Consider the following 23,083-nt stretch of genomic DNA (forward strand, 5'->3'; position numbering starts at 1 on the left):
GGTTATGCCATTCGGCGCGCGCAGCGCCGCCGGAAGGATGAGCGCCTTGTCACTACCTTTGAAGGTGCGAGGTGACAGACGCTCCGGAGCCATTCACCATTTACGTCGAGATGTGAACTGTGGCAGGCGCTGGCGGTTTGAGCGGCTTTCTTTGCCTACTTTCTTTGCCGCCGCCGCAAAGAAAGTAGGTGCCGCCCCGCACAGGGGCAACCCAGGCATACCGCCGCGAAAACAAGGAAAGGCCAAAGTGGCCAAAGCGGCCAAAGTGGCCAAAGAGGATCAAGCGACGACCCGCTTCCTAAGCCGAGCAGCAGCATGAAGCGCGGGCTTTTCGAAGATCCGATAGAACACCCAGGCAACGGGAATCACGGCCAGCGTGAAGCCGAACGAAGGCCATATCGAAGACTGCAGCTCCGAGCGGAACAATAGCGAGCCGAGCAATACGAAGAGCGGCAAGTGAATGAGATAGAGCGAGTAGCTGAAATCGCCGATCCTGGAGAACAGCGACTGCAGAAAGCCAGGGGAAGCGGGCGCAGGCCGCGCAAGCGCTTTGACGAAATAGCAGGCGAAAGCGCAGGCCCAAAGCTGAAACGCCCCAAACTGCCCGAAGTGAAACGCCACGCAACCGGCGACAGCAAAGAGCGCCGCAGCAGGATAGGCGAACCGAAAGCCAGAAGACCCGCGCAAACGCACTTCGGCGATCCACGCACCGAGCATCCACGAGAACCAGTACGAAGTGAAAACGATGATGTCATGCCGCTCGAGCGTCAACGCGGAAACGACATTGATGAGGGCCACGGCAACGAGCACGACGTTCAACCCAAACCGGCGGCGAGCAGCAAAGAGCAGCGGATACAGCAGGTAGAACTGCACCTCGAGCGAAAGAGTCCAGAGCGCGCCGTTCGAACCATACGTCTTACCAGCCACGCCTTGCAGCGAGAACAGGTTCACGAAGAAATCACGCACCCCGATCTCATTGATCTTGTGGCTCACAGGAAGCAGCGAGAGGCTGACCGAATCCACAGCCAGCGTGAGCAGCAATGCGGCGAGCAGCACCGGATAGATGCGCACGAAGCGGCGCAACCAGAACTGCCGCGCGTCGAGCCGGAAATCGGGGTTCGAGAAGAGCCGCGCGGCGCCGCTGCGGTGAATGCAATAGCCGCTGATGACGAAAAAAATCGGCACGCCCGCCGATCCCCACGCAATCGGGAACGTCAGCCACGCGGCCAGCGTCCCGGGGCTCGCGAGGCTGGCGTGCAGCTGGTGGAACGCGCCCATGCCGATCCAGGTGACCTGGCGGCAATGGAAATAGGCCACCAGCAAGGCCGCAAAGCCGCGCAGGGCTTCGATCAGATGCTCGCCGGCAAGCTCGCGGGCCGCAGCCACCGGCCGCGCTGCAGGAGCAGCAGCGGCGGGCAGGGCGGATGCAGGCGGCATGGCGGTTTGGAGTACGGGATCGCTCATCGGTGTCGGCCGGTCCTTGGGGAGAGTATCCGCCGATCTTAGGGGCGCGCGCGCGAGGGAAGTAAGCAAAAGATTTTCAAAATGTATTCATACGGAAGCGATAAATGGAGAAATAAATGGATTGAAAAACAAAGCGGTTTATTTATCGAATTTGGAATGCTAGTTTGAGCGTGATCGACTATGGTCGCTGGAGAATCCGATGAACCTGCACTTGCTGGCCGGCGTGGCCGTGCTGTTGATACTCGTGGGGGTGTCCGCGTATCGCGAGGCGTTGCGCAACGAGCCCATCCGGCGCGCACGCACGCGCTCCGGCGCATTGCCGCCCGTTGACGAAGCGGAGTAGCCTGCGCCCCGAACAAGACGCGTCATTGACAGAAGACCCGAGCAGGAAATTCATGCCGATCTGCCTGGAATTATCCAGGATGAATGGTAATAATTTCCGGTGTTATGCTGGAATCGCGTAATCCGAATTTATTGGCCTTTTTTTATTCCTTAAAGGGCGCTAAACAATCTTATTCAATACAAGAATCTGCCACGGCAGAACCTCGGGGAAGTCGGCTTGCCTCGCTGCGAGACCGAGACTCAAACGAACGATCTGGGAATGGACATCATGCTGAAAGTAACCAAAGCGGTATTTCCTGTTGCAGGCCTTGGGACGCGCTTCTTGCCCGCCACCAAGGCGAGCCCGAAGGAAATGCTGCCGATCGTCGACAAGCCGCTCATTCAGTACGCGGTGGAAGAGGCGATCGCTGCGGGGATTACCGAAATGATCTTCGTGACCGGTCGCAGCAAGCGCGCGATCGAAGACCATTTCGACAAGTCGTACGAGATCGAATGCGAACTCGAAGCCCGCAACAAGCAAAAGCTGCTCGACGTCGTTCGCAGCATCAAGCCAGCCAATGTGGACTGCTTCTACGTGCGCCAGGCCGAGGCGCTCGGTCTCGGCCACGCCGTGCTGTGCGCGGAAAAGCTCGTGGGCGGCGCGCCGTTCGCCGTGATTCTCGCGGACGACCTGCTCTACAGCCACACGCCGGTCATGAAGCAGCTCGTGAACACGTTCAATCACTATCACAGCTCGGTGGTGGGCGTCGAATCGATCGCGCGTGAAGACAGCGCGTCGTACGGCATCGTCGACGGCCGCGAGTGGGAAGAGGATGTGTTCAAGCTGTCGGGCATCGTCGAAAAGCCGGCGCCGGAAGTCGCGCCGTCGAATCTCGGCGTGGTGGGCCGCTACGTGCTGATGCCCACGATCTTCGAACATCTGCGCGCACTGAAGCCGGGCGCAGGCGGCGAGCTTCAACTCACCGATGGCTTGCAGTCGCTGCTCACCGAAGAACAGGTGCTCGCATACCGCTATATGGGCACGCGTTTCGACTGCGGCAGCAAGCTCGGCTACCTGAAGGCGACGGTGGAGTTCGCGCTGCGCCATCCGGAAGTCAAGGACGAGTTCGAAGCGTATCTGCAAGCGCATCTGCCGGCGGCGCTGCCCGCGGCGGCATAAAACTCCATAGCGGCACAACCACGCTACGGGGTACTTCATGCGCGCGGGCTCGACGCCCGCGCGCGTTTCGCCCATCTCGCATTACCTCCCCAACGTTCCTCCGCGACCTGGCCTTCCCGCGTCGCCGTGACAACTTTGCAATCGTCACCGGTGTATAACGGTTCTGGCGGGCATGCCGAATGCGCGCAGCGCGTCGTTTGCGTTCGTGCCGCGTGGTGGGCCGCTCGTGCGGCGGCCATGCTGCGTGAATATTCCAACGATTTCGTACGGCATTCCGGGCCGGTTTGGCGCGCGGAACTCCCGTCATTCAACGCGTGTCCGAAGACCAGAATCCAGGCACGCGCTTCAAGGAGGAGCAACCGGCCATGACCAGGCACCTACCCGTGGCAGGCAGTGAACATCCCGCGCCCGCCGGCGCGCAGTGCGTCGGCGCTTGCGACCCGGCGGAGCGCTTCAGGGTCGTGCTGATCCTGCGGCGTCAGGCGTCGGCAGAATTTCACGAGCTGGTGGACCGGCTCGCCGCGAACGACCCCGCCGCGCAGCCGGTTTCGCGCGAGGAATACGAGCGGCGCTTTGGCGCCAGCGCTGCCGACAGCGAGCGCGTCAAGCAGTTCGCGAGCGCGCATGGGCTCACCGTGGATCAGGCCGATGCCTCGGCGCGCCGCGTCGTGCTCTCGGGCACGGTGCAGCAGTACAACGCCGCCTTCGGCATCGACCTGCAGCGTTTCGAGCATCAGGTCGGCAAAACCACCCATCACTTTCACCAGCCGAGCGGCCCCCTGCATTTGCCGGAAGACATGCACGAGGTCGTCACCGCGGTGGTGGGGCTCGACAATCGTGCGAAGGCGCAGCCGCACTTTCGCATCATGCCGACGAGTCTGACCAATGCGCCGGCAGACGCGCCGGGCGCACCGGGTGCCTCTATCCGCCCGCCAATCCGCGCCGCGCGAGCGGTGACCAGATCGTTCACGCCGTTGCAGCTCGCGGAGCTATACAGCTTTCCCGCGGGCGACGGCGGCGGCCAATGCATTGCCCTGATCGAAATGGGCGGCGGCTATGACACGGCGGACCTCAGCGCCTATTTCAGCGAGCTGGGCGTGAGCGCGCCGCGCGTGGAAGACGTGTCCGTCGATCAGGCGACGAACGCGCCGACCGGCGACCCCAACGGCCCCGACGCCGAAGTCACGCTCGATGTGGAGATCGCCGGTGCGCTGGCACCCGGGGCGCTCATCGCCGTCTATTTCGCGCCGAACAGCGAGGCGGGCTTCGTCGATGCGGTGAGCGCCGCGCTGCACGACAGCCAGCGTAAGCCTTCAGTCATCTCGATCAGCTGGGGCGCGCCGGAGTCGGTGTGGTCGCAGCAAACGCTCGGCGCGCTGAACGACGCGTTGCAAACGGCCGTCGCGCTCGGCGTGACCGTGTGCACGGCCTCGGGCGACAGCGGCTCGTCGGACGGCGTGAGCGACGGCGCCGATCATGTGGACTTCCCCGCGTCGAGCCCTTACGCACTCGGTTGCGGCGGCACGCACATCGCGGCGTCGAACGGACGCATCTCGCAGGAAACCGTGTGGAGCGAAGGTGATAACGGCGCGACCGGCGGCGGCGTGAGCGCGACGTTCGCGTTGCCGGACTGGCAAAAGGGCCTGCGCGTCGTGCGTGGCAGCGGCGGGGCGGGGGCGCTGGTGCGGCGCGGCGTGCCCGACGTCTCAGCCGACGCCGATCCCGCCACGGGTTACGAAGTGCGCGTGGCGGGCGCGGATACGGTGGTGGGCGGCACGAGCGCCGTCGCGCCGCTGTGGGCGGCGCTGATCGCGCGCATCAACGCGGCGCGCGGCACGCCCGTCGGTTTCGCGAACGCGAAACTCTATGCGCAGCCCGGCGCCTTCAACGACGTGACGAGCGGCAGCAATGGCGACTTCTCGGCGGCGCCGGGCTGGGACGCCTGCACGGGCCTCGGCACGCCGGTGGGCAGCAAGGTGGCAACCGCGCTCGGCTCGGCGTAGGATGAGCGCGGCACGCCGCCGCGACGCGCGCTGAGCACGAGAGGCAAGCGGCGGGCGCGATGCGGGTTGCATGAGAGGTTGCATTCGAAGTCGCATTCACTGTCTCGAACGCGAACACACAGAATGTGGAGACGACATGAACGACGAAGCGCAGTCCACCAAGGGCAACGGCGGCGCTCAAGGGGCCAGCCCCGCGAGCGGCAACGGCAAGCATCGCTCCCAGGCCGATCAGCCTTGCTTCGATCCCACCGCTTACGGCAACGGTCCCGACGACTTCGTCACCGACATGACCGAGAACGCCGCGATCACGCATCACGCGATCCAGATCGGCAAGGAAGTCATCGCCTATACGGCCACGGCGGGTCACCTCGTGACGGTCGATCCGAGCAGTTCGCAGCCCGACGCCAAGATCTTCTACGTGGCGTTCACGAAGGACGGCGTGCAGGCGCAGGACCGTCCCGTCACGTTCTTCTACAACGGCGGCCCGGGCTCGTCTTCCGTGTTCGTGCTGCTCGGCTCGTTCGCGCCCAAGCGCATCAAGACCTCGATGCCGGGCTTCACGCCGCCCGCGCCCTATACGCTCGAAGACAATCCGGACAGCCTGCTCGACAAGAGCGACCTCATCTTCATCAATCCGGTGGGCACGGGCTATTCGGCCGCGATCGCGCCGCATCACAACCGCGACTTCTGGGGCGTGGATCAGGATGCGGATTCGCTCAAGCAGTTCATCAAGCGCTACCTCACGGCGAACGATCGCTGGAATTCGCCGAAGTTTCTCTATGGCGAGTCGTATGGCACGGCGCGCAGTTGCGTGCTGGCCTACCGGCTGCACGAGGACGGCGTGGATCTGAACGGCATCACGCTGCAGTCGTCGATTCTCGATTACACGCAAGCCGGCAATCCGGTGGGCGCGCTGCCCACGGCGGCCGCCGACGCGTGGTACCACAAGCGCCTCGGCATGACGCCCGCGCCGAAGGACTTGCAGGCGTTCGCCGCGCAGGTCGCGCAATTCGCGCGCACCGATTATTTGCAGGCGCTGTCGAAGTTTCCCGATCCGAACGACAAGAGCATTCCGGCCACGCTCAAGACCTTGTCGCAATACACGGGCATCGACACGCAAACGCTGGAGTCGTGGAATCTCGACATCGCCTCGTACGACAGCCATGGCAATTCGCTTTTTCTGATCTCCCTCCTGAAGGACAAGGGCGTGGCGCTCGGCTCGTACGACGGCCGCGTGACCGCCATCGACACGGGCATTGCCGGCAACATCGACCCCAACTCGGGCGGCAACGATCCCACCATGACGGCGGTGAGCGGAGTCTATACGGCGATGTGGAACAGCTATCTGAACGAGCAACTCAAGTTCCGCACGAACTCGTCGTTCACGGACCTGAACGATCAGGCATTCAAGAACTGGAACTTCGGCCATATCGACCCGACGGGTGCGCAAAAGGGCGTGGACGCGCAGGGCAATATCGTGCTTTACACGGCCGGCGATCTCGCGGCGGTGATGGCGCTGAATCCGGATTTGCGCGTGCTCTCGGCAAACGGCTACTACGACTTTGTCACTCCGTTCTACCAGACCGTGATCGACCTGCAGAAGATGCCGCTGCTCGACCAGAAGGTGCGCGATAACCTGAGCGCGCGCTTCTATCCATCGGGGCACATGGTGTATCTCGACGCCGGCTCACGCACGGCGCTCAAGGCCGATGTCGCGAAGCTCTATCAAGTCGCCGTGACGGACCGCCCCGCGGTGGCGCGCATTCGCGCGCTCCAGCGCATGAGCACGATGAGCACCATGCATCATTGAATTTTTTGCCGGCGCCGGCGCCGGCGCACGCATTTGCACGCGGTTATGGCGTGCGCCCCTGCGCCATGGCTTCGAGACACGCGCGCGCGTCGCCCTGCACGAGGCGCGCCGCGCACGCGATCATCAGGTTCTTCGCCAGGCCGAAATCTTCCACCAGATAGCCGCGTTCGCACACGCGCCCTTGCGCGTCGGGTACGGAGGGCACGCGTTCGATGAGCGTGCCTTCGTCGGATGAGTAAGCCCAGATTTCCTTGCCCAGCGCGGCCGCATAGCCGATCTCGAAGGCGGTGCCGGAGTCGGGCTCGCCGGGGCCACGAAAGTCGTTGACGTTTGCCATCACGATATCGGCGGCGCGGATCGATTCGACGTTCGCGCGATAGATCCACGCGGCCTGGCGCGGTCCGTCGAGGTCCGCGGGCGCTTGCGCGTCGAGCGGATAGACGCCTTCGAAGCCGAATTCCGCACACGCGGCGACGAGGCGTGCGCCGTGCTCGAGCGCGTCGCGCCGGAAGACGTCGAAGCCGGCGAGATACACGCGCGGGCGGCGGGGCAGCAGGGTCGAATTCATGGCGCGCGGTCCTCCAGTACAAGGGGGTCGTCGAGACCCCCGGTTCGACGATTCTAGCGCCGGGTCCCGGGCCGGTGAGGTTTCGTCTATCTTCCTGTTGCTTACAGACGATTGACAACATTTGTTGCCTCTCGCTACGATCATCTTCCTGATCGAAGCGCTGCCTTCGCTCGTACCCCTGGTATTTCCCGCATGTTGCGCGATGGTCGATTGTGGCGACAAATGGATGCTTCGACCGCGCAAGATGATCCCCGCAGACGAAGCGAACGACGAGGACCGACCCATGAACCGACTGAAGCGGCTGTCGCCGGCTTGCTGGGCCATCGTGCCGTGCCTCTGTCTGCTGCAGCCCGCGGCCGCGCAGGTCGCGCAGCCTACGCTCGAGAAGATCCGCTCGGCGAATATCATCGCCATTGGTCATCGCGAGACCTCGGTGCCGTTCTCGTACGTGGTCGGCGACCACCAGGTGATCGGCTTTTCGCAGGACATCTGCGACAAGGTCATCGACGCAGTCAAGCTCAGGACGAAGCGCCCGAACTTGCAGGTGCATTTCATTCCCGTCACTTCGCAAAACCGCATTCCGCTCGTGCAGAACGGCACCGTGGACCTCGAATGCGGCGTCACGACGAACCTGAAGGCGCGCCAGGCCCAGGTGAGTTTCTCCGATACGTTCTTCGTCGCGACCACGCGCCTGCTCACGCGCAAGGACTCGCGCATTCACGACTTCGCCGATCTCGCGGGCAAGACGGTGCTCACGAACCAGGGCACGACGTCCGAGCGTATCTTGCGGCGCATGAACATCGACAAGCAGATGAACATGCGCATCATCAGCGCGCGCGATTATGGCGAGGGGCGCGCCACGCTCGAGTCGGGCCGCGCAGTGGCCTACATGATGGACGACGTGCTGCTCGCCGGCACGCGCTCGCTCACGGCGAAGCCTTCCGAATGGGTGATCGTGGGCACGCCGCAATCGTCGGAGGCCTATGCCTTCATGATGCGCAACGGCGACCCTGAGTTCCGGCAGCTCGTGAACGACACCATGGCGGGGCTCATGAAGAATGGCGAAATCAATGCGATGTACGCGAAGTGGTTCGAGAAGCCGGTGCCACCCCAGCGCGTGAATTTCGAGTTTCCGATGAGCGAACAACTGCGCGCGCTCTATGCCGCGCCGAACGACCGCGCCTTCGACTGATTGCCTTGTGCAAGCGCGAACCATGAGATGATCTCGTTCCTGACGCGGCGGACGGCGCGGGCGGCCCATAGGCGCGAGGCTTCCAGCGCGCCTATGCGTCGCGGCCACCGCTGCGCGCAATGAATCAATTAACGGGTAGAAAGCGGAAAAAGGCGGGAGCGGACATGCAGGAAGACGGCAGCGCGGTGGTGATCGTTGGGGCAGGGCACGCGGGCGGCAATGCCGCGGCGCTGCTGCGGCAATATGGGTTTGGCGGCCGCGTGGTGCTGGTCGGCGAAGAACCGGTGCCGCCTTATCACCGGCCGCCGCTCAGCAAGGCGTATTTGAAGGGCGAGGCCGACGTCGAGCGCCTGTGGCTCAAACCGCGCGCGTTTTACGACGAGCAGCGCATCGAACTGAAGCTCGGCGCGAGCGCGCAGTCGCTCGACCGCGCGAGCCGCACGCTCACGCTCGCCGACGGCAGCCAGCTTCAATACGACCAGCTGATTTTCGCCACCGGCTCGACACCGCGCGCGTTGACGGTGCCGGGCCACGATCTCGCGGGCGTGATCGCGTTGCGCTCGCTCGCCGACGCCGACGTGCTGCGCGAGCGCGTGAAGCCGGGCGAGAAGCTCGTGGTGATCGGCGCCGGCTATATCGGCCTCGAAGCGGCCGCGGCGGCGCGCCAGCTCGGCCACGGGGTCACCGTGCTCGAAGCCGCGCCGCGCGTGCTGGGCCGCGTGACGGGCGAGACCGTTTCCACGTTCTATGCGAACGAGCATCGCGCGCAGGGCGTGGAACTGCGCCTGAACGCGAAGATCGAGGCGCTCGTGGGCGAGGGCGGCAAGCTCACCGGCGTGAAGCTGGCGGACGGCGAGATCGTCCCCGCCACGCTCGCGCTGGTCGGCATCGGCATCCTGCCGAACGAGGCGCTCGCGAAAGCGGCGGGCATCACATGCGCCAACGGTATTCAGGTGGACGACGACGCGCGCACGAGCGACCCGGAGGTCTTCGCGATCGGCGATTGCGCGCATCGGCCGCTTGCGCACTATGGCCGCGCGGGGCGACTGGAAAGCGTGCACAACGCGGTGGAGCAGGCGAAGCTCGCGGCCGCCGCGATCGTCGGCAAGCCGCGTCCCGCGTGCGACGCGCCGTGGTTCTGGTCCGATCAGTACGACCTCAAGCTGCAGACGGTGGGCCTGCTCGAAGGCTATGACGAGGCCATCGTGCGCGGCGACCCGGCAGCGCGGCGCTTCGCGGTGTACTACCTGAAGGACCGTGTGCTGCTCGCGGTCGACGCCGTCAATTCGATGCCCGATTTCCTGTGCGGCAAGAAGCTCGTTGGCAAGGGCGTAAAGCTCGATCTCGACGCGCGGCGCGATCCCGCCACCGACATGGGCAAATTCGCAGCGGCGGCACTCGCCTGAGCGGCGAGTCGAACGATGAAGTCAGGGGGCGGCGACGTCCCCGCTATTTTCGCGATCGGGAGACGCTGTGCGCCGGATCAACCTCCGCGCAGCCCGCTCGCCCCATACCTCCCCGCGTCAATCCCGCTCCCGGCGCCCGAGCGCGGCCTCCAGTCCCGTGCTTTCCCCCGCGCTTTGCCCCGCGCTTTGGCCCGCGCTTTGGCCCGTATTGTCACGAGTCTCGGCTAGAATGCGAACGCGGCGCCGCCCATGAAGCGGCTCAATTCGATCAACAAGCCGCTTCAACCGGTGTTCTCGGCCGTCCGAACGCCGCCACTCGAGGAGAGTGACGCAATGGAACAACGCTCCCGTTTTGGGGCGAGCCTGCTGCCGTACCTGCTCGTCGGGCCGCAACTGGCGGTGACCGTGATCTTTTTCCTGTGGCCGGCCGGGGTGGCGCTCCTGCAGTCCACCCAGGCCCAGGACGCCTTCGGCACGTCGTCGGTCTTCGTCGGCTTCGCCAACTTCACGCGGCTCCTGCACGATCCGCTCTATCTGGCCTCGGTCCAGACGACGCTCGTGTTCACGGCGCTCGTCACGTTCGGCGGCCTCGCCATTTCGCTGCTGCTGGCAGCCATGGCGCACCACGTGACGCGCGGCAAGCGCTTTTATCAAATGTTTCTGATCTGGCCGTATGCGGTCGCGCCGGTCATTGCCGCCGTGTTGTGGGGCTTTCTGTTCAACCCGAGCATCGGTCTCGTGACCTTCGCGCTCGCACGCTTCGGCGTGACGTGGAATCACGCGCTCAACCCCGGCCAGGCCATGACGCTCGTTGTGATCGCATCGGTCTGGCAGCAGATCAGCTATAACTTCCTGTTCTTCTATGCGGGCCTGCAGTCGATTCCGCAGTCCCTCTTCGAGGCGGCCGCCATCGACGGCGCGGGTCCCGTGCGGCGCTTCTTCGGCATTGCGTTCCCGCTGCTTTCGCCCACGAGCTTCTTTCTGCTCGTGGTGAACGTGGTCTACGCGCTCTTCGACACCTTCCCCGTGATCGACGCGGCAACGGGCGGCGGGCCTGGCCAAGCCACGCGCACGCTCGTCTACAAGATCTTCGACGAAGGTTTCCGGGGTCTCGACATCGGCAGTTCGGGCGCGCAGTCAGTCGTGCTGATGGTGATCGTGACCGCGCTCACGATCTTCCAGTTCCGCTTTATCGAACGACGGGTGCAGTACTGATGGTCGAGAACCGCAAATACTTCAACCTGTTCTGCCACGTCATGCTGCTGCTCGGTGTGGCGGTGGTGGCCTTTCCCGTGTACGTGGCTTTTTGCGCCGCCACGATGAACGAGAAAGAAGTCTTCTCGGTGCCGCTCTCGCTCGTGCCGGGCACGCATCTGTTCGCGAACATGGCCACCGTGTGGAACGTGGGCACGGGCAGCGCGGCGAGCCCGTTCGGCGTGATGCTCATGAACAGCGTCATCACGGCGCTCGTGATTTCGGTGGGCAAGATCGCCATATCGATCATCTCGGCCTATGCGATCGTGTTTTTCCGCTTTCCGTTCCGGCGTCTCGCGTTCTGGCTGATCTTCGTGACGCTCATGCTGCCCGTGGAAGTGCGCATTTTCCCCACGGTACAGGTCGCGGCCACACTGCATCTTACGAACACTTACGCGGGCCTCACGCTGCCGCTCATCGCTTCGGCCACGGCCACGTTTCTGTTCCGCCAGTTCTTCCTCACGCTGCCCAACGAGCTGATCGAGGCGGCGCGTATCGACGGCGCGGGGCCGCTGCGTTTCTTCTGGGACGTCGTGCTGCCGCTTTCCAAAACGAACATCGCGTCGCTGTTCGTCATTACGTTCATTTACGGCTGGAACCAGTATCTGTGGCCGATTCTCATGTCGAGCACGGCTTCGATGACGACCGCCGTGGTGGGCATCAAGAGCATGATTTCGAGCGGCGACGCAGCGACGCAATGGCATCTCGTGATGTGCGCGACGATGATCGCCATGCTGCCGCCGCTCGTGGTGGTGCTGGCCATGCAGCGCTGGTTCGTGCGCGGCCTCGTGGACGTGGAGAAATAAGCATGAAGGCAATTCGGGGGACGGCATGGCGGCATTGAGCATACGGGGCGTCACGAAGTCTTACGATGGCGCGCAACAGGTGTTGCACGGCATCGACGTGCAGGTGGCGGACGGCGAATTCATGGTGCTCGTCGGCCCGTCGGGCTGCGGGAAGTCCACGCTGCTGCGCATGGTCGCGGGGCTGGAAACGATCACGTCGGGCGAGATCGCCATCGGCGAGAAGGTGGTCAATCGCGTGGAGCCCAAGGATCGCGACATCGCCATGGTGTTCCAGAACTACGCGCTCTATCCGCACATGACGGTCGCGCGCAACATGGGCTACAGCCTCAAGCTGCAGGGGCTCGACCGCTCGACGATCGATTCGCGCGTGGCGGCGGCCGCCGAAATCCTCGAACTGGGCAAGCTGCTCGAGCGCAAGCCGCGCGAGCTTTCGGGCGGCCAGCGTCAGCGCGTGGCGATGGGCCGCGCGATCGTGCGCGAGCCTTCGGTGTTTCTGTTCGACGAACCGCTCTCGAACCTCGACGCGAAGCTGCGCGTGCAGATGCGCCTCGAGATCCAGCGTCTGCATGCGCGTTTGCGTACGACGAGCCTGTACGTCACGCACGACCAGATCGAGGCGATGACGCTTGCGCAGCGCGTGATGGTGCTCAACGGCGGACGCGCGGAGCAGATCGGCACGCCGAGCGAAGTGTACGACCGGCCCGCTTCGATGTTCGTGGCGAGCTTCATCGGCTCGCCGGCCATGAACCTGCTGCGCGGGCGCGTGAGCGACGACGGCCGGCGCTTCGAAGTCGCGGGCAACGGGCCGCATCTGCCGCTCGGCGATGCGCCGGCCTGGCTGCCGAAGGGCGCGGAATGCGTGCTGGGCGTGCGGCCCGAGCATATGCACGCGCGCGGCGCCAACGAGCCGGTCACGCTCGAAGTCGAGACCTGTGAATTGCTCGGCGCGGACAACCTCGCGCACGGCCGCTGGGGCAGCGCGGATGTGGTGGTGCGCCTGCCGCACGAAACGCGGCCCACGCCCGGCGAGCGGCTGGCCGTGCACCCGCCGCCGGCGCGCCTGCACTTCTTCGATCCGGCTACGGGCAAGCGTCTGGGCTAGGCCGCGCCTGCCGGTGCCAACGCCGCGGCCTGCGCGCGAAAGCGGCGCTCGCCACGGCCTCGATTGTCGTAAACTGTCGCATCGCGCGGGCGCAAATGCCGCCCGCGCCATTCGTATCGGCAAGTAACGGCGCGTACCGGCATGTAGCGGTATGTACCGGCACTAAACACGAACAGGCGACATGGCCGCAATTCCTTTTCTCCGCTTCCCCGCCCCATCTGCACAACCCGCGCGTAACCTGTGTCAGGCGCGCCGGAGCCGCGCTTGAGCGCGCGCGAACTGCCCACCGGGCTGATGCTCGTTCACGGCAATCAGCCCGAGCGCATGCGCGACCTGATCGTGAGCTGGATCGGCCAGAACCCGATCGCGCCGCTCGAAAAGGAAATGTTCCTCGTGCAGAGCAACGGCATCGCGCAGTGGCTCAAGCTCGCGTTTGCCGCCGATCCCGAGGAGGGCGGCTGCGGGATCGCGGCGGCGTTCGAAATGTCGCTGCCGTCGCGTTTCCTGTGGCAGGTGTATCGCGCCGTGCTCGGCAACGACGCGGTGCCCGCGGTCTCGCCGTTCGACAAGTCGCGCCTCGTCTGGCGTCTCATGCGCATGCTGCCGGCGCTGCTCGACGAGCCGGGCTACGCGCCACTCAAGCGCTTCATGGCCAACGACGAAGATCAGCGCAAGTGCTTCCAGCTCGCGCAGCGCGTGGCGGATTTGCTCGACCAGTATCAGGTCTACCGCGCGGACTGGCTCGCTGCGTGGGCCGCGAGCGAGGACGTGCTGATCGACGCGCGCAACGCGCGCACGCCGCTGCCCGAGGAGGCGCGCTGGCAGGCTGCGCTCTGGCGCGCGCTGCTCGCGGATGTGGGCGCGCAGGCGCAAGACGGCATCGGCCTGCGCGACACGGGGCGTGCCGCCGTGCACGAAGCGTTCATGGCGCGCGCGCAGTCGTGGCAGGCGGGCGACGCCCGGCCGAAAGGCCTGCCGCGCCGGCTGGTGGTGTTCGGCATTTCGAGCCTCGCACGCCAGTCGGTGGAAGTCCTCGCGGCGCTCGCGCGCTGGAGCCAGGTGTTGATGTGCGTGCATAACCCCTGCATGCACTACTGGGCCGACATCGTCGCCGATCAGGATCTGCTGCGCGCGCGCCACGCGCGCCAGCGCCGCCGCGCGGGTGCACCCGACCGGATCGATGAGGCGCAGTTGCATCTGCATTCGCAGCCGTTGCTCGCGGCCTGGGGCAAGCAGGGACGCGACTTCATCGGCCTGCTCGACGAATACGACAGCGACGAAGCGCGCGAGACTTACACGCCGCATTTCACGCGCATTGGTCAGCGTATCGATCTGTTCGACGGCGAAGACGCGCTCACACTGCTCTCGCAGTTGCAGGACGACATTCGCGATCTGCGTCCGCTTGGCGAGACGCGCGAGCACTGGGAGCCTGTCGATGTGCAGGCGGACGAATCCATTCGCTTTCACGTTGCGCACAGCGCGCAGCGCGAAGTGGAGATCCTGCACGACCGCCTGCTCGCCGCATTTGCGGCAGACCCCACGCTGCGTCCGCGCGACGTAATCGTGATGGTGCCGGACATCGAAGTCTATGCGCCGCATATCCAGGCGGTGTTCGGCCTGCTCGACGGCAGCGACCCGCGCAGCATTCCGTTCAGCGTGGCCGACCGCGCACAGCGCACGTTCGACCCGCTCATCGGCGCGCTGGAAATGCTGCTTTCGCTGCCGTATTCGCGCGTGACGGTGAGCGACGTGCTCGACCTGCTCGAAGTGCCGGCCGTGCGCGCGCGCTTTGGCATCGACGCCGAAGACGTGCCCACGCTGCGCAACTGGATCGACGGCGCGAATATCCGCTGGGGCCTGCATGCGGGCCAGCGTGCGAGCCTCGGGCTCCCCCAGGCCGACGAACTCAGCGCACCCAATAGCTGGGCGTTCGGTCTGCGGCGCATGCTGCTGGGCTACGCCGCGGGCGAGTGTGCGGGCGCCTGGCGCGGCATCGAGCCGTACAGCGAAATCGGTGGGCTCGACGCCGCGTTGCTGGGCCCGCTCACGCGCCTCGTGGATGCGCTCGATCACGCGTGGCGCACGCTGCGCGAAGCGGCCACGGTGGAAGTGTGGTGCGAGCGTCTGCGCGCGTTGAAGGCGGCGTTTTTCGCGGCGCAGGACGAAGACGCCTACACGCTCGACCGCCTCGACGGCGCGCTCGAAACGTGGCGCGAGGCCTGTGATGAAGCCGCGCTCACGCAGACCTTGCCGCTCGCCATCGTCGCGGAGAACTGGCTCGCGGCGCTCGAAGGCGGCGGCCTCTCGCAGCGCTTCTTCGCGGGCGCGGTGACCTTCGCCACGCTCATGCCGATGCGGGCGATTCCGTTCCGGCGCGTGTGCCTGCTCGGCATGAACGACGGCGACTATCCGCGCAGCCGCACGCCGCTCGACTTCGACCTCATGCGCCGCGACTATCGCCCCGGCGACCGCTCGCGCCGCGAAGACGACCGCTATCTGTTCCTCGAAGCGCTGCTTTCGGCGCGCGACCATCTGCATGTTTCGTGGATCGGGCGCAGCGTGACCGACAACACGCCGCGTCCGCCTTCGGTGCTGGTCGGACAGTTGCGCGATCATCTCAAGGCCGGCTGGCGGCTCGAAGGCGACGAAAACGACAACGGCGAAGCGCTGCTCGACGCGTTGACCATCGAGCATCGCCTGCAGCCGTTCAGCCCGGACTATTTTCCGCCGCGGCCGGAAGAGGCGACGCTGTATACGTATGCGCACGAGTGGGGCAAGCCCGCCCAGGTGCGGCCCGCGGCTGAAGCGAACGCCGACGTCCTCGCGCCGACTGAACGCGACGAGCCGCTGTCGATTCGCGAGCTCGGCGAATTTCTGCGCGAGCCGGTTCGCAGCTTCTTCCGGCAGCGTCTGCGCGTGGCTTTCGAAAGCGAGGACGCGGCGAGCGAAAATCACGAGCCCTTCGAGGTGGACGCGTTGCAGGCGTGGCAACTCCAGGGCGAGTTGATCCGCGCGCAGGTTCTGGCAATGGAACGCGGCGAAGACGATCTCGAACCGGCCGCGCTTGCGCGCCTCGAGCGCATGCATCGCAGCGGCGACCTCGCGACCGGCGGCTTTGGCGAGGTGATCGGCGAAGAACTGCTCGCGCCCATGGCCGAGCTGTTCGCCGAATATCGCAAGGCGCTCGCGCGCTGGCCGGAGCCGCTCGAACATCAATACGAAATCCGTCTCGATGCGACGCGGGAAGGCCGCATCGTCTCGCTTGACGACTGGCTCGACGATTTGCGCGCGGGCCCGGACGGCGCGCTCGGCCGCGTGATTCTGGAGCCGGGCACGCTCGTGAAGGACAGCCGCTATCGCAGCGACCGTCTCGTGCCTTATTGGGTCGCGCATGTGGCCGCGCAGATCGCGGCCGGGCCGGTGACCACGGTGATCGTGAGCAAGGTGGGCGTGGTGGAGTTCGCGCCGCTCGACGCGCAGGTTGCGCGCGACTATCTGGTGGCGCTGCTGGCCGCGTGGGACGACGGTGCGCGCCGGCCCTTGCCGCTCCCGGTGAAGACCGCGTTCGCATGGCTGCGCAAGCTGCCTGATCCATTCGACGGCACGCGCGCGATGGTGCCTGCCCAAGCGTGGGAAGCCGCACGCGCGGCCTACGAGGGCAATGGCCGCACGCCCGGCGAGCGCGAGACGAATGCGTATTTGCGCCGAGCCTTCCCCGATTTCGACGCGCTCGTTGCCCACGACGAGTTCATTACGCTCGCCACGACGCTGCTGCTGCCGGTGAGCCGCGCGCCGCTCGCGTCGTCGCGTGCGAAGCGGGCCTCGAGCGAGGCAGGAGAGACGGCATGAATCCGCTCGGGAACATGGACGCCCAAGTCCTGGAGCCACTGCGCTTCCCGCTTTACGGCAGCCGCCTGATCGAAGCGAGCGCAGGCACGGGCAAGACCTTCACGATCGCCATGCTGTACGTGCGCCTCGTGCTGGGGCACGGCGCGCTCAACGCAGCAAGCGACGAAGCGGATTTCGATGACGAGGCGCGCACGTCAGGCCGCGCGCTCACGCCGCCCGAAATTCTCGTCGTGACCTTCACCGACGCGGCCACGAAGGAGTTGCGCGAGCGCATTCGCGCGCGCCTCATCGAAGCCGCCGAATGCTTCCGCGTCGAGCCTGAAGACGTGCCCGAGCGTGAGCCGGGAGAAGACCTGTTGCACGATCTGCGCGAGGACTACGCGCCGGAGCAGTGGCCCGCGTGCGCGCGCCGCCTGCAACTGGCGGCCGAATGGATGGACGAGGCCGCGGTCTCGACGATTCACGGCTGGTGCAATCGCATGCTGAGCGAGCACGCGTTCGACAGCGACAGCCTCTTTTCGCAGACGCTCGAAACCGACCAGACGGAATTGCGCGCCGAAGTCGTGCGCGACTACTGGCGCACCTTCATGGCGCCCCTCGACGCGGCGAGCGCCGCCGAAGTGAGGGCATGGTTCGCGAGTCCCGACGAATTGCACGACGCAATACGCGGGCTGCTCGCGCACGCCGATCTTTTGCCCGACGCATGCGACCCCGGCGCGGCACTGGCAGACGCCCGCCGGCGCGCACGCGACGAACTCGAAACGCTGAAGGCGCCGTGGCGCATCTGGATCGACGAGGTCGAGGCGTTGCTCAACGCGGCGCGGGCCGCGAAACAGTTCGACGCCAGAAAGCTCAATTCGAAGCACAGCGAAACATGGATCGGCAAGCTGCGCGACTGGGCCAACGATCCCGAATCCGCGCATCCCGGTTTCGACGACAAGGCGGCCGTGTGGACGCGCCTCACGCCCGCGGGCCTCGCCGAGATCTGGGTGAAGGGCGATCCGCCCGGGCATGCGGCCTTCGTGGCGATGGAAAGCTTGCGCGAGTCGCTGGCTGCGCCGCCCGCCGCGAAGCAAGACCTGCTGTGCCATGCGGCACGCTGGGTGGCGAAGCGCTTCGAGGAAGAAGAGGCGCGCCGCTCGCAAATGGGCTTCGACGATCTGCTCACGCGGCTGCGCGCGGCGCTGCAGCGCGAGAACGGGCCACGTCTCGCGGAAATCATCCGCAAGCAGTATCCGGTCGCGCTGATCGACGAGTTTCAGGACACCGACCCGGTTCAGTACCAGATCTTCGATGCGGTCTATCGCATCGCCGAACACGACGCCGAAACGGCCATCGTCTTGATCGGCGACCCGAAACAGGCGATCTACGCGTTTCGCGGCGCGGACATCTACACCTACCTGCGTGCGCGTCGTGCCTGCGAGGGGCGGCTCTACACGCTCAAGAAGAATTTCCGCTCGACGCGCGCGATGGTCGAGGCGGTGAATCGTTGCTTCGAGGCGGCGGAATCGCGGCCAGAGGGTAGCGGCGCGTTTTTGTTTCGCAGCCCTGATGGACGCGAAAACGCACTGCCGTTCGTGGCTGCCGATGCGCATGGACGCCCCGAGAGGCTGGTTGCCGCCGGCGCGGCGCTGCCCGCGCTCAACGTCTGGTGGATGCCGCCTGCCGCAGATGGCAAGCCGCTCAGCAAGGGCGCGTATCTCGCGGGCATGGCCGGCAGCTGCGCGACCGAGATGGTGCGCCTGCTCAATCTCGGCCAGGAGCAGGCAGCGGGTTTCTCGGGCGAGCGCGGCATGCGGCCGTTGCAGCCCGCGGACATGGCGGTGCTCGTCAACAACCGCAGCGAGGCGCAGGCGATACGCGAAGCGCTGGCCGCGCGCGGCGTGCGCAGCGTCTATCTGTCGGATCGCGACTCGGTGTACCAGACGCCGCAGGCCGAAGAACTGCGCTTCTGGCTCGCGGCCTGTGCCGAGCCCGACGACGGCCGCCTCGTGCGCACGGCGCTCGCCACCCCCACCCTCGGGCTCGCGTGGGCAGAACTCGACCGGCTCGGGCACGACGAGATCGCGTGGGAGTCGCGCGTGCTGCAGTTCCGCGAGTACCGCGAATGCTGGCGCAGGAAGGGCGTGCTGCCGATGTTGCGCCGCTTGTTCAACGACTTTCACGTGCCGCAGCGCCTGCTTGGCGAAACCGCTGGTGCCGGGCTCAATGGCGAGCGCGCGCTCACGAACCTGCTGCATCTCGCCGAACTGCTGCAACAGGCGAGCACGCAGCTCGATGGCGAGCACGCGCTGATCCGCTATCTCGACGAGCAGCGCGAAGACGAAAGCGCGGGCGGCGGAGGCGACGCGCGCCAGTTGCGTCTGGAAAGCGATGCGGGACTCGTGCAGGTGGTCACGATCCACAAGTCGAAGGGCCTGGAATATCCGCTCGTGTTTTTGCCGTTCGCGTGCGCGCACCGCGCCGTCAAACCCGACGACGTGCCGTTCAAGTGGCACGACGACGAAGGCGAATTGCGCGTCACGCTCGAGGCCGACGCGCGCGTGCTGCGTCAGGCCGATCGCGAGCGCCTCGGCGAAGACCTGCGCAAGCTCTACGTCGCGCTGACGCGCGCGCGTTACGCCACGTGGGTCGGCTATGGGCCGGTGCAGGGCGTCGAGGCGAGCGCGTTCGGGTATCTGCTCGGCGGCGGCGCAGCCATTCCTGCTCAGGAAACCGAAGCATGGCTCGACATGTTGCGCGGCCAGTGCACGGACATTGCCGTCGCGCCCGCTCCCGTAGCGCGCCGCGATCTGCTCTCGCTGCGCGACACCGGCGCCGTGCGCGGTAAGGCGCGCACGCTCGCGCATCGCGAGCGCGAACGCTGGTGGATCGCGAGCTATTCGAGCCTGAAGACGCTCGAAACGTCGATCGGTTCGGGCGTGCCCGTCGAAGCGGACGATGCGCGCGGCGCGCCCGACACGCGCAGCGAGGACGTGTTCCTCGAACTGCTCGACGCGAGCGTGCCGCCTGAAGACGACGATGCATTCGCAAACGCCGGCCAGACGCTCGTCGCACCCGCGCTTGCGCCGATGCACGGGTTCGAACGCGGCGCGGACGCGGGCACGTTTCTGCACGAACTGATGGAATGGGCCGCCAACGAAGGCTTCGCCGAAATCGCGCAGGACGAAGCGCGCGTGCGCGACATGGTCGCGCGGCGCTGCAGCGTGCGCGGCTGGTCGCAGTGGATCGAGACGCTCACGGCGTGGATGCTCGAACTTGTGCGCACGCCGCTGCGTCTGCCCGACATCGACGGCGAGAGCGTGGCGCCCGTGGCGTTCGCGGCGTTCGAACCCGGCGCGTATATGGCCGAACTGGAGTTCTGGGTCACGGCGCATGCCGTCGATACGCTCGCAATCGACGCGCTTGTCACCGAATTCACGCTGGACGGCGAAGCGCGCCCCGCGCTCGACGCCGCGACGCTCAACGGCATGCTCAAGGGCTTCATGGATCTCGTGTTCGAACACGAAGGCCGCTATTACGTGGCCGACTACAAGTCGAACTGGCTCGGCCCCGACGATGCGTCCTACACGCCCGCGAAAATGCGCGCGCAGATCCTGCATTCGCGATACGAACTGCAATACGTGCTCTATCTGTTCGCGCTGCATCGGCTGCTCAAGTCGCGCCTGCCCGATTACGACTACGACCGCCACGTGGGCGGCGCCGTGTATCTGTTCCTGCGCGGCGGCCGCGCCCCGGGACAGGGACTGCATTGCGAGCGGCCGCCACGCGAGCTGATCGAACGACTCGACGCGCTCTTCGCGCGTCGCAACACGCTGGAGGATGTGGCATGACGAGGCGCCGCACGAAAGGGCAGGACGGCCTCACCGGCGATCTGTTCGAGCATCTGGAGATGCCGGACGCCGCGCCGGAACCGAGGCCCGGCGCCGCGCGCGAAACGGCCGGGCAAATGCTCGGCGTGCTCGACAATTGGGTCGAGCGCGGCTGGCTCCGCACGCTCGATGCCGCCTTCGCACGCTTTTTGTGGACGGAAACGCCGCACAGTCCGCCGTTGCTGCTGCTGGCGGCCGCGCTTGCGAGCCATCAGCTTGGGCGTGGTCATGTGTGTCTCGACCTGAAGGCCACGCTGGAAGATCCGGCGTTCGCGTTGTCCCTGCCACCCGACGGGCCGCAAATGCTGGCTGCAGTGCCGGCGCAGCCGCCTGCCGAAGTGCTCGCCGGCGTGACACTCGCGCAATGGCGCGCGGCGCTCGCGTTGCCCGATCTCGTGAGCGAGGAGACACCGATTGCCGACGTGGCACAAGGCAATGCGCCGCTCGTGCTGGCGGGCACACGGCTTTATTTGCGGCGCTACTGGCAATACGAGCAGGACGTGCGCGAGGGCATCGAGCGCCGGCTCACACGCGCGGCACAGCTCGAAGCCGCGTTGCCGCTCGACATCGCACGCGCGGCGCTCGATGCGCTGTTCGCGCCGCGTAACGGCGAGGCACGCGCCAGCCAGGCCGCGCGCGCCGACTGGCAGAAGCTCGCCTGCGCGCTCGCCGCGCGCAGCGCGTTCAGCATCGTCACGGGCGGGCCGGGCACGGGCAAGACGACGACGGTGGTGAGATTGTTGGCACTCCTGCAGACACTCGCGCTCGGCCGTGCAGGGCAGGGAGCGCAAGCCGCGCGGCCCTTGCGCATCCGGCTTGCCGCGCCCACCGGCAAGGCCGCGGCGCGTTTGAACGAATCGATTGCAGGCGCGGTCGAGCGGCTGCCGTTCGATGCGCTGCAGGCGCATGTCGACGCCGTGGCGCTGCGCAACGCGATTCCGACCGTCGTGACGACGCTGCATCGCGTGCTCGGCACGCGGCCCGGCAGCCGGCGTTTCAGGCACGACGCCGCAAATCCGCTGCCCGTGGACGTGCTCGTGATCGACGAGGCCTCGATGGTCGACCTCGAAATGATGGCCGCCGTGCTCGACGCGCTGCCGCCCTCCGCGCGGCTCATCCTGCTGGGCGACAAGGACCAGCTTGCTTCGGTCGAGGCCGGGGCGGTGCTGGGCGAGTTGTGCGACCGCGCGCGGGAGGGGCACTACACGCAGGCGTCGCGCGCGTGGCTCGAAGCGGCCACGGGCGAGCGCATCGACGCGGCCATGCTCGACGCGCACGGTCTGCCGCTCGACCAGGCCATCGCGATGCTGCGCGAGAGCCATCGTTTCGCATCGGAGAGCGGCATCGGCGCGCTGGCCGAACTCGTCAATCTGGGCGATGCAGTGGGAGTCGCGAAGATCTGGTCGCGCGGTTACGAGGATCTCGCGCGCCTCGTGTGTCCCGCCGACGATGACGGCCCGTTGCGCTCGCTGATCGTCGATGGCCGCGTGGGCGAACACGGCGACGCGCATGCGCAGCGCCAGGGCTACCGCCACTACCTCGAAACGATGCGCACGACCCGGCCCGAGCCCGGCGCGACGCCCGAGGCGCTTGCCGGCTGGGCCGCTGGCGTGCTGAAGGCGCACGGCGCGTTTCAGCTGCTATGCGCGCTGCGGCGCGGTCCGTGGGGCGTCGAAGGCCTTAACCGGCGCGTCGCGCGTCTGCTGCACGAAGAAGGGCTCATCGATCCGCACGGCGACTGGTACGCGGGCCGGCCCGTACTCGTCATGCACAACGACTACGAGCTTGGGCTCATGAACGGCGATATCGGCATCGCGCTGGAGCTGCCCGTTGCGGCGGGGGAGCCGCCCGTGTTGCGCGTGGCCTTCCCGGCCGGCGACGGCTCGGGCGGCGTGAAGTGGGTCTCGCCGAGCCGGTTGCAGGGCGTGGAGACGGTGTTCGCGCTCACCGTCCACAAATCGCAGGGCTCGGAGTTCACCCACGCCGCGCTCGTGCTGCCCGACACATACAGCCCCATTCTCACGCGCGAACTCGTCTACACCGGCATTACGCGTGCGCGCTCGTTTCTCACGCTCGCGGTGCCCGAGGGGCGCTCCGTGCTCGATCGCGCCGTGCTCGCCAAAGTGCAGCGCGCCAGCGGCCTCATGGCGGGACTCGCGCGCGACGCTCAGGCTGCGTGAACCTGCGTGAGCGGCCGGCACATAGGCCGAGGGCCGCTTTTGGCGGCCCTCGGCGCGTGCTGCATGCGGCTCGCGG

At 66.3% G+C, this 23,083-nt stretch carries 14 protein-coding genes and 1 pseudogene; 13 read left to right on the forward strand and 2 right to left on the reverse strand.

The features are described from left to right. Window positions 1-319 (forward strand): annotated as a pseudogene (locus AB4Y43_RS27025) (hypothetical protein); the annotation flags it as partial. Here AB4Y43_RS27025 and AB4Y43_RS27030 read toward each other — a convergent pair. Then, window positions 280-1,464, reverse strand: coding sequence for an acyltransferase family protein (locus tag AB4Y43_RS27030; RefSeq protein ID WP_368729196.1), 1,185 nt, complete (start codon window positions 1,462-1,464; stop codon window positions 280-282). The pseudogene AB4Y43_RS27025 and the gene AB4Y43_RS27030 sit on opposite strands and share 40 nt — an antisense overlap. 199 nt (window positions 1,465-1,663) lie before the next feature. Here AB4Y43_RS27030 and AB4Y43_RS27035 point away from each other — a divergent pair, with 199 nt between their 5' ends. The 4 genes from AB4Y43_RS27035 (at window position 1,664) to AB4Y43_RS27050 (ending at window position 6,778) form a co-directional block, all read left to right on the forward strand. Beyond that, window positions 1,664-1,807, forward strand: a complete 144-nt coding sequence (locus AB4Y43_RS27035; protein WP_165979327.1) for a hypothetical protein — start codon at window positions 1,664-1,666, stop codon at window positions 1,805-1,807. 267 nt (window positions 1,808-2,074) lie between these two features. Beyond that, complete coding sequence (gene galU, locus AB4Y43_RS27040) at window positions 2,075-2,965, forward strand: UTP--glucose-1-phosphate uridylyltransferase GalU (RefSeq protein WP_069266176.1); 891 nt, start codon at window positions 2,075-2,077, stop codon at window positions 2,963-2,965. Between the two features lie 365 nt (window positions 2,966-3,330). Next, entirely contained in the window at window positions 3,331-4,968 is a 1,638-nt protein-coding gene (locus AB4Y43_RS27045; protein WP_368729197.1) for a protease pro-enzyme activation domain-containing protein, read from the forward strand. A gap of 136 nt (window positions 4,969-5,104) precedes the next feature. Further along, window positions 5,105-6,778 (forward strand): S10 family peptidase, encoded by a 1,674-nt coding sequence (locus AB4Y43_RS27050; RefSeq protein ID WP_368729198.1) that lies wholly within the window; start codon window positions 5,105-5,107, stop codon window positions 6,776-6,778. A gap of 43 nt (window positions 6,779-6,821) precedes the next feature. Here AB4Y43_RS27050 and AB4Y43_RS27055 read toward each other — a convergent pair whose 3' ends face one another. After that, window positions 6,822-7,346, reverse strand: coding sequence for a nucleoside 2-deoxyribosyltransferase (locus AB4Y43_RS27055; protein ID WP_069266034.1), 525 nt, complete (start codon window positions 7,344-7,346; stop codon window positions 6,822-6,824). Window positions 7,347-7,629: 283 nt separating this feature from the next. Here AB4Y43_RS27055 and AB4Y43_RS27060 point away from each other — a divergent pair, with 283 nt between their 5' ends. From AB4Y43_RS27060 to recD, 8 genes are all read left to right on the forward strand, one after another. Beyond that, the gene (locus tag AB4Y43_RS27060) at window positions 7,630-8,538 is read left to right on the forward strand and encodes a glutamate/aspartate ABC transporter substrate-binding protein (protein ID WP_368604746.1); all 909 of its coding nucleotides are present in this window, start codon (window positions 7,630-7,632) and stop codon (window positions 8,536-8,538) included. Between the two features lie 164 nt (window positions 8,539-8,702). Beyond that, entirely contained in the window at window positions 8,703-9,944 is a 1,242-nt protein-coding gene (locus tag AB4Y43_RS27065) for an NAD(P)/FAD-dependent oxidoreductase (protein WP_368729199.1), read from the forward strand. Between the two features lie 333 nt (window positions 9,945-10,277). Beyond that, window positions 10,278-11,159 (forward strand): sn-glycerol-3-phosphate ABC transporter permease UgpA, encoded by an 882-nt coding sequence (gene ugpA / locus AB4Y43_RS27070; protein WP_368729200.1) that lies wholly within the window; start codon window positions 10,278-10,280, stop codon window positions 11,157-11,159. Further along, window positions 11,159-12,004, forward strand: a complete 846-nt coding sequence (gene ugpE / locus AB4Y43_RS27075; RefSeq protein ID WP_069266032.1) for a sn-glycerol-3-phosphate ABC transporter permease UgpE — start codon at window positions 11,159-11,161, stop codon at window positions 12,002-12,004. Before ugpA ends, ugpE begins: the two co-directional genes overlap by 1 nt. 25 nt (window positions 12,005-12,029) lie before the next feature. Continuing rightward, window positions 12,030-13,106 (forward strand): sn-glycerol-3-phosphate import ATP-binding protein UgpC, encoded by a 1,077-nt coding sequence (locus tag AB4Y43_RS27080; protein ID WP_368729201.1) that lies wholly within the window; start codon window positions 12,030-12,032, stop codon window positions 13,104-13,106. A 264-nt stretch (window positions 13,107-13,370) separates the two neighbouring features. After that, on the forward strand, window positions 13,371-16,955 hold the full coding sequence (gene recC, locus AB4Y43_RS27085; RefSeq protein ID WP_368729202.1) for an exodeoxyribonuclease V subunit gamma: 3,585 nt from the start codon (window positions 13,371-13,373) through the stop codon (window positions 16,953-16,955). Then, window positions 16,952-20,788, forward strand: coding sequence for an exodeoxyribonuclease V subunit beta (gene recB, locus AB4Y43_RS27090; RefSeq protein WP_368729203.1), 3,837 nt, complete (start codon window positions 16,952-16,954; stop codon window positions 20,786-20,788). The genes recC and recB overlap by 4 nt, the downstream gene beginning before the upstream one ends. Beyond that, on the forward strand, window positions 20,785-23,007 hold the full coding sequence (gene recD, locus AB4Y43_RS27095) for an exodeoxyribonuclease V subunit alpha (protein ID WP_368729204.1): 2,223 nt from the start codon (window positions 20,785-20,787) through the stop codon (window positions 23,005-23,007). The genes recB and recD overlap by 4 nt, the downstream gene beginning before the upstream one ends. Window positions 23,008-23,083 lie beyond the last annotated feature (76 nt).

This window comes from Paraburkholderia sp. BR10872 (assembly GCF_040965835.1).
Classification (GTDB): domain Bacteria; phylum Pseudomonadota; class Gammaproteobacteria; order Burkholderiales; family Burkholderiaceae; genus Paraburkholderia; species Paraburkholderia nodosa_A.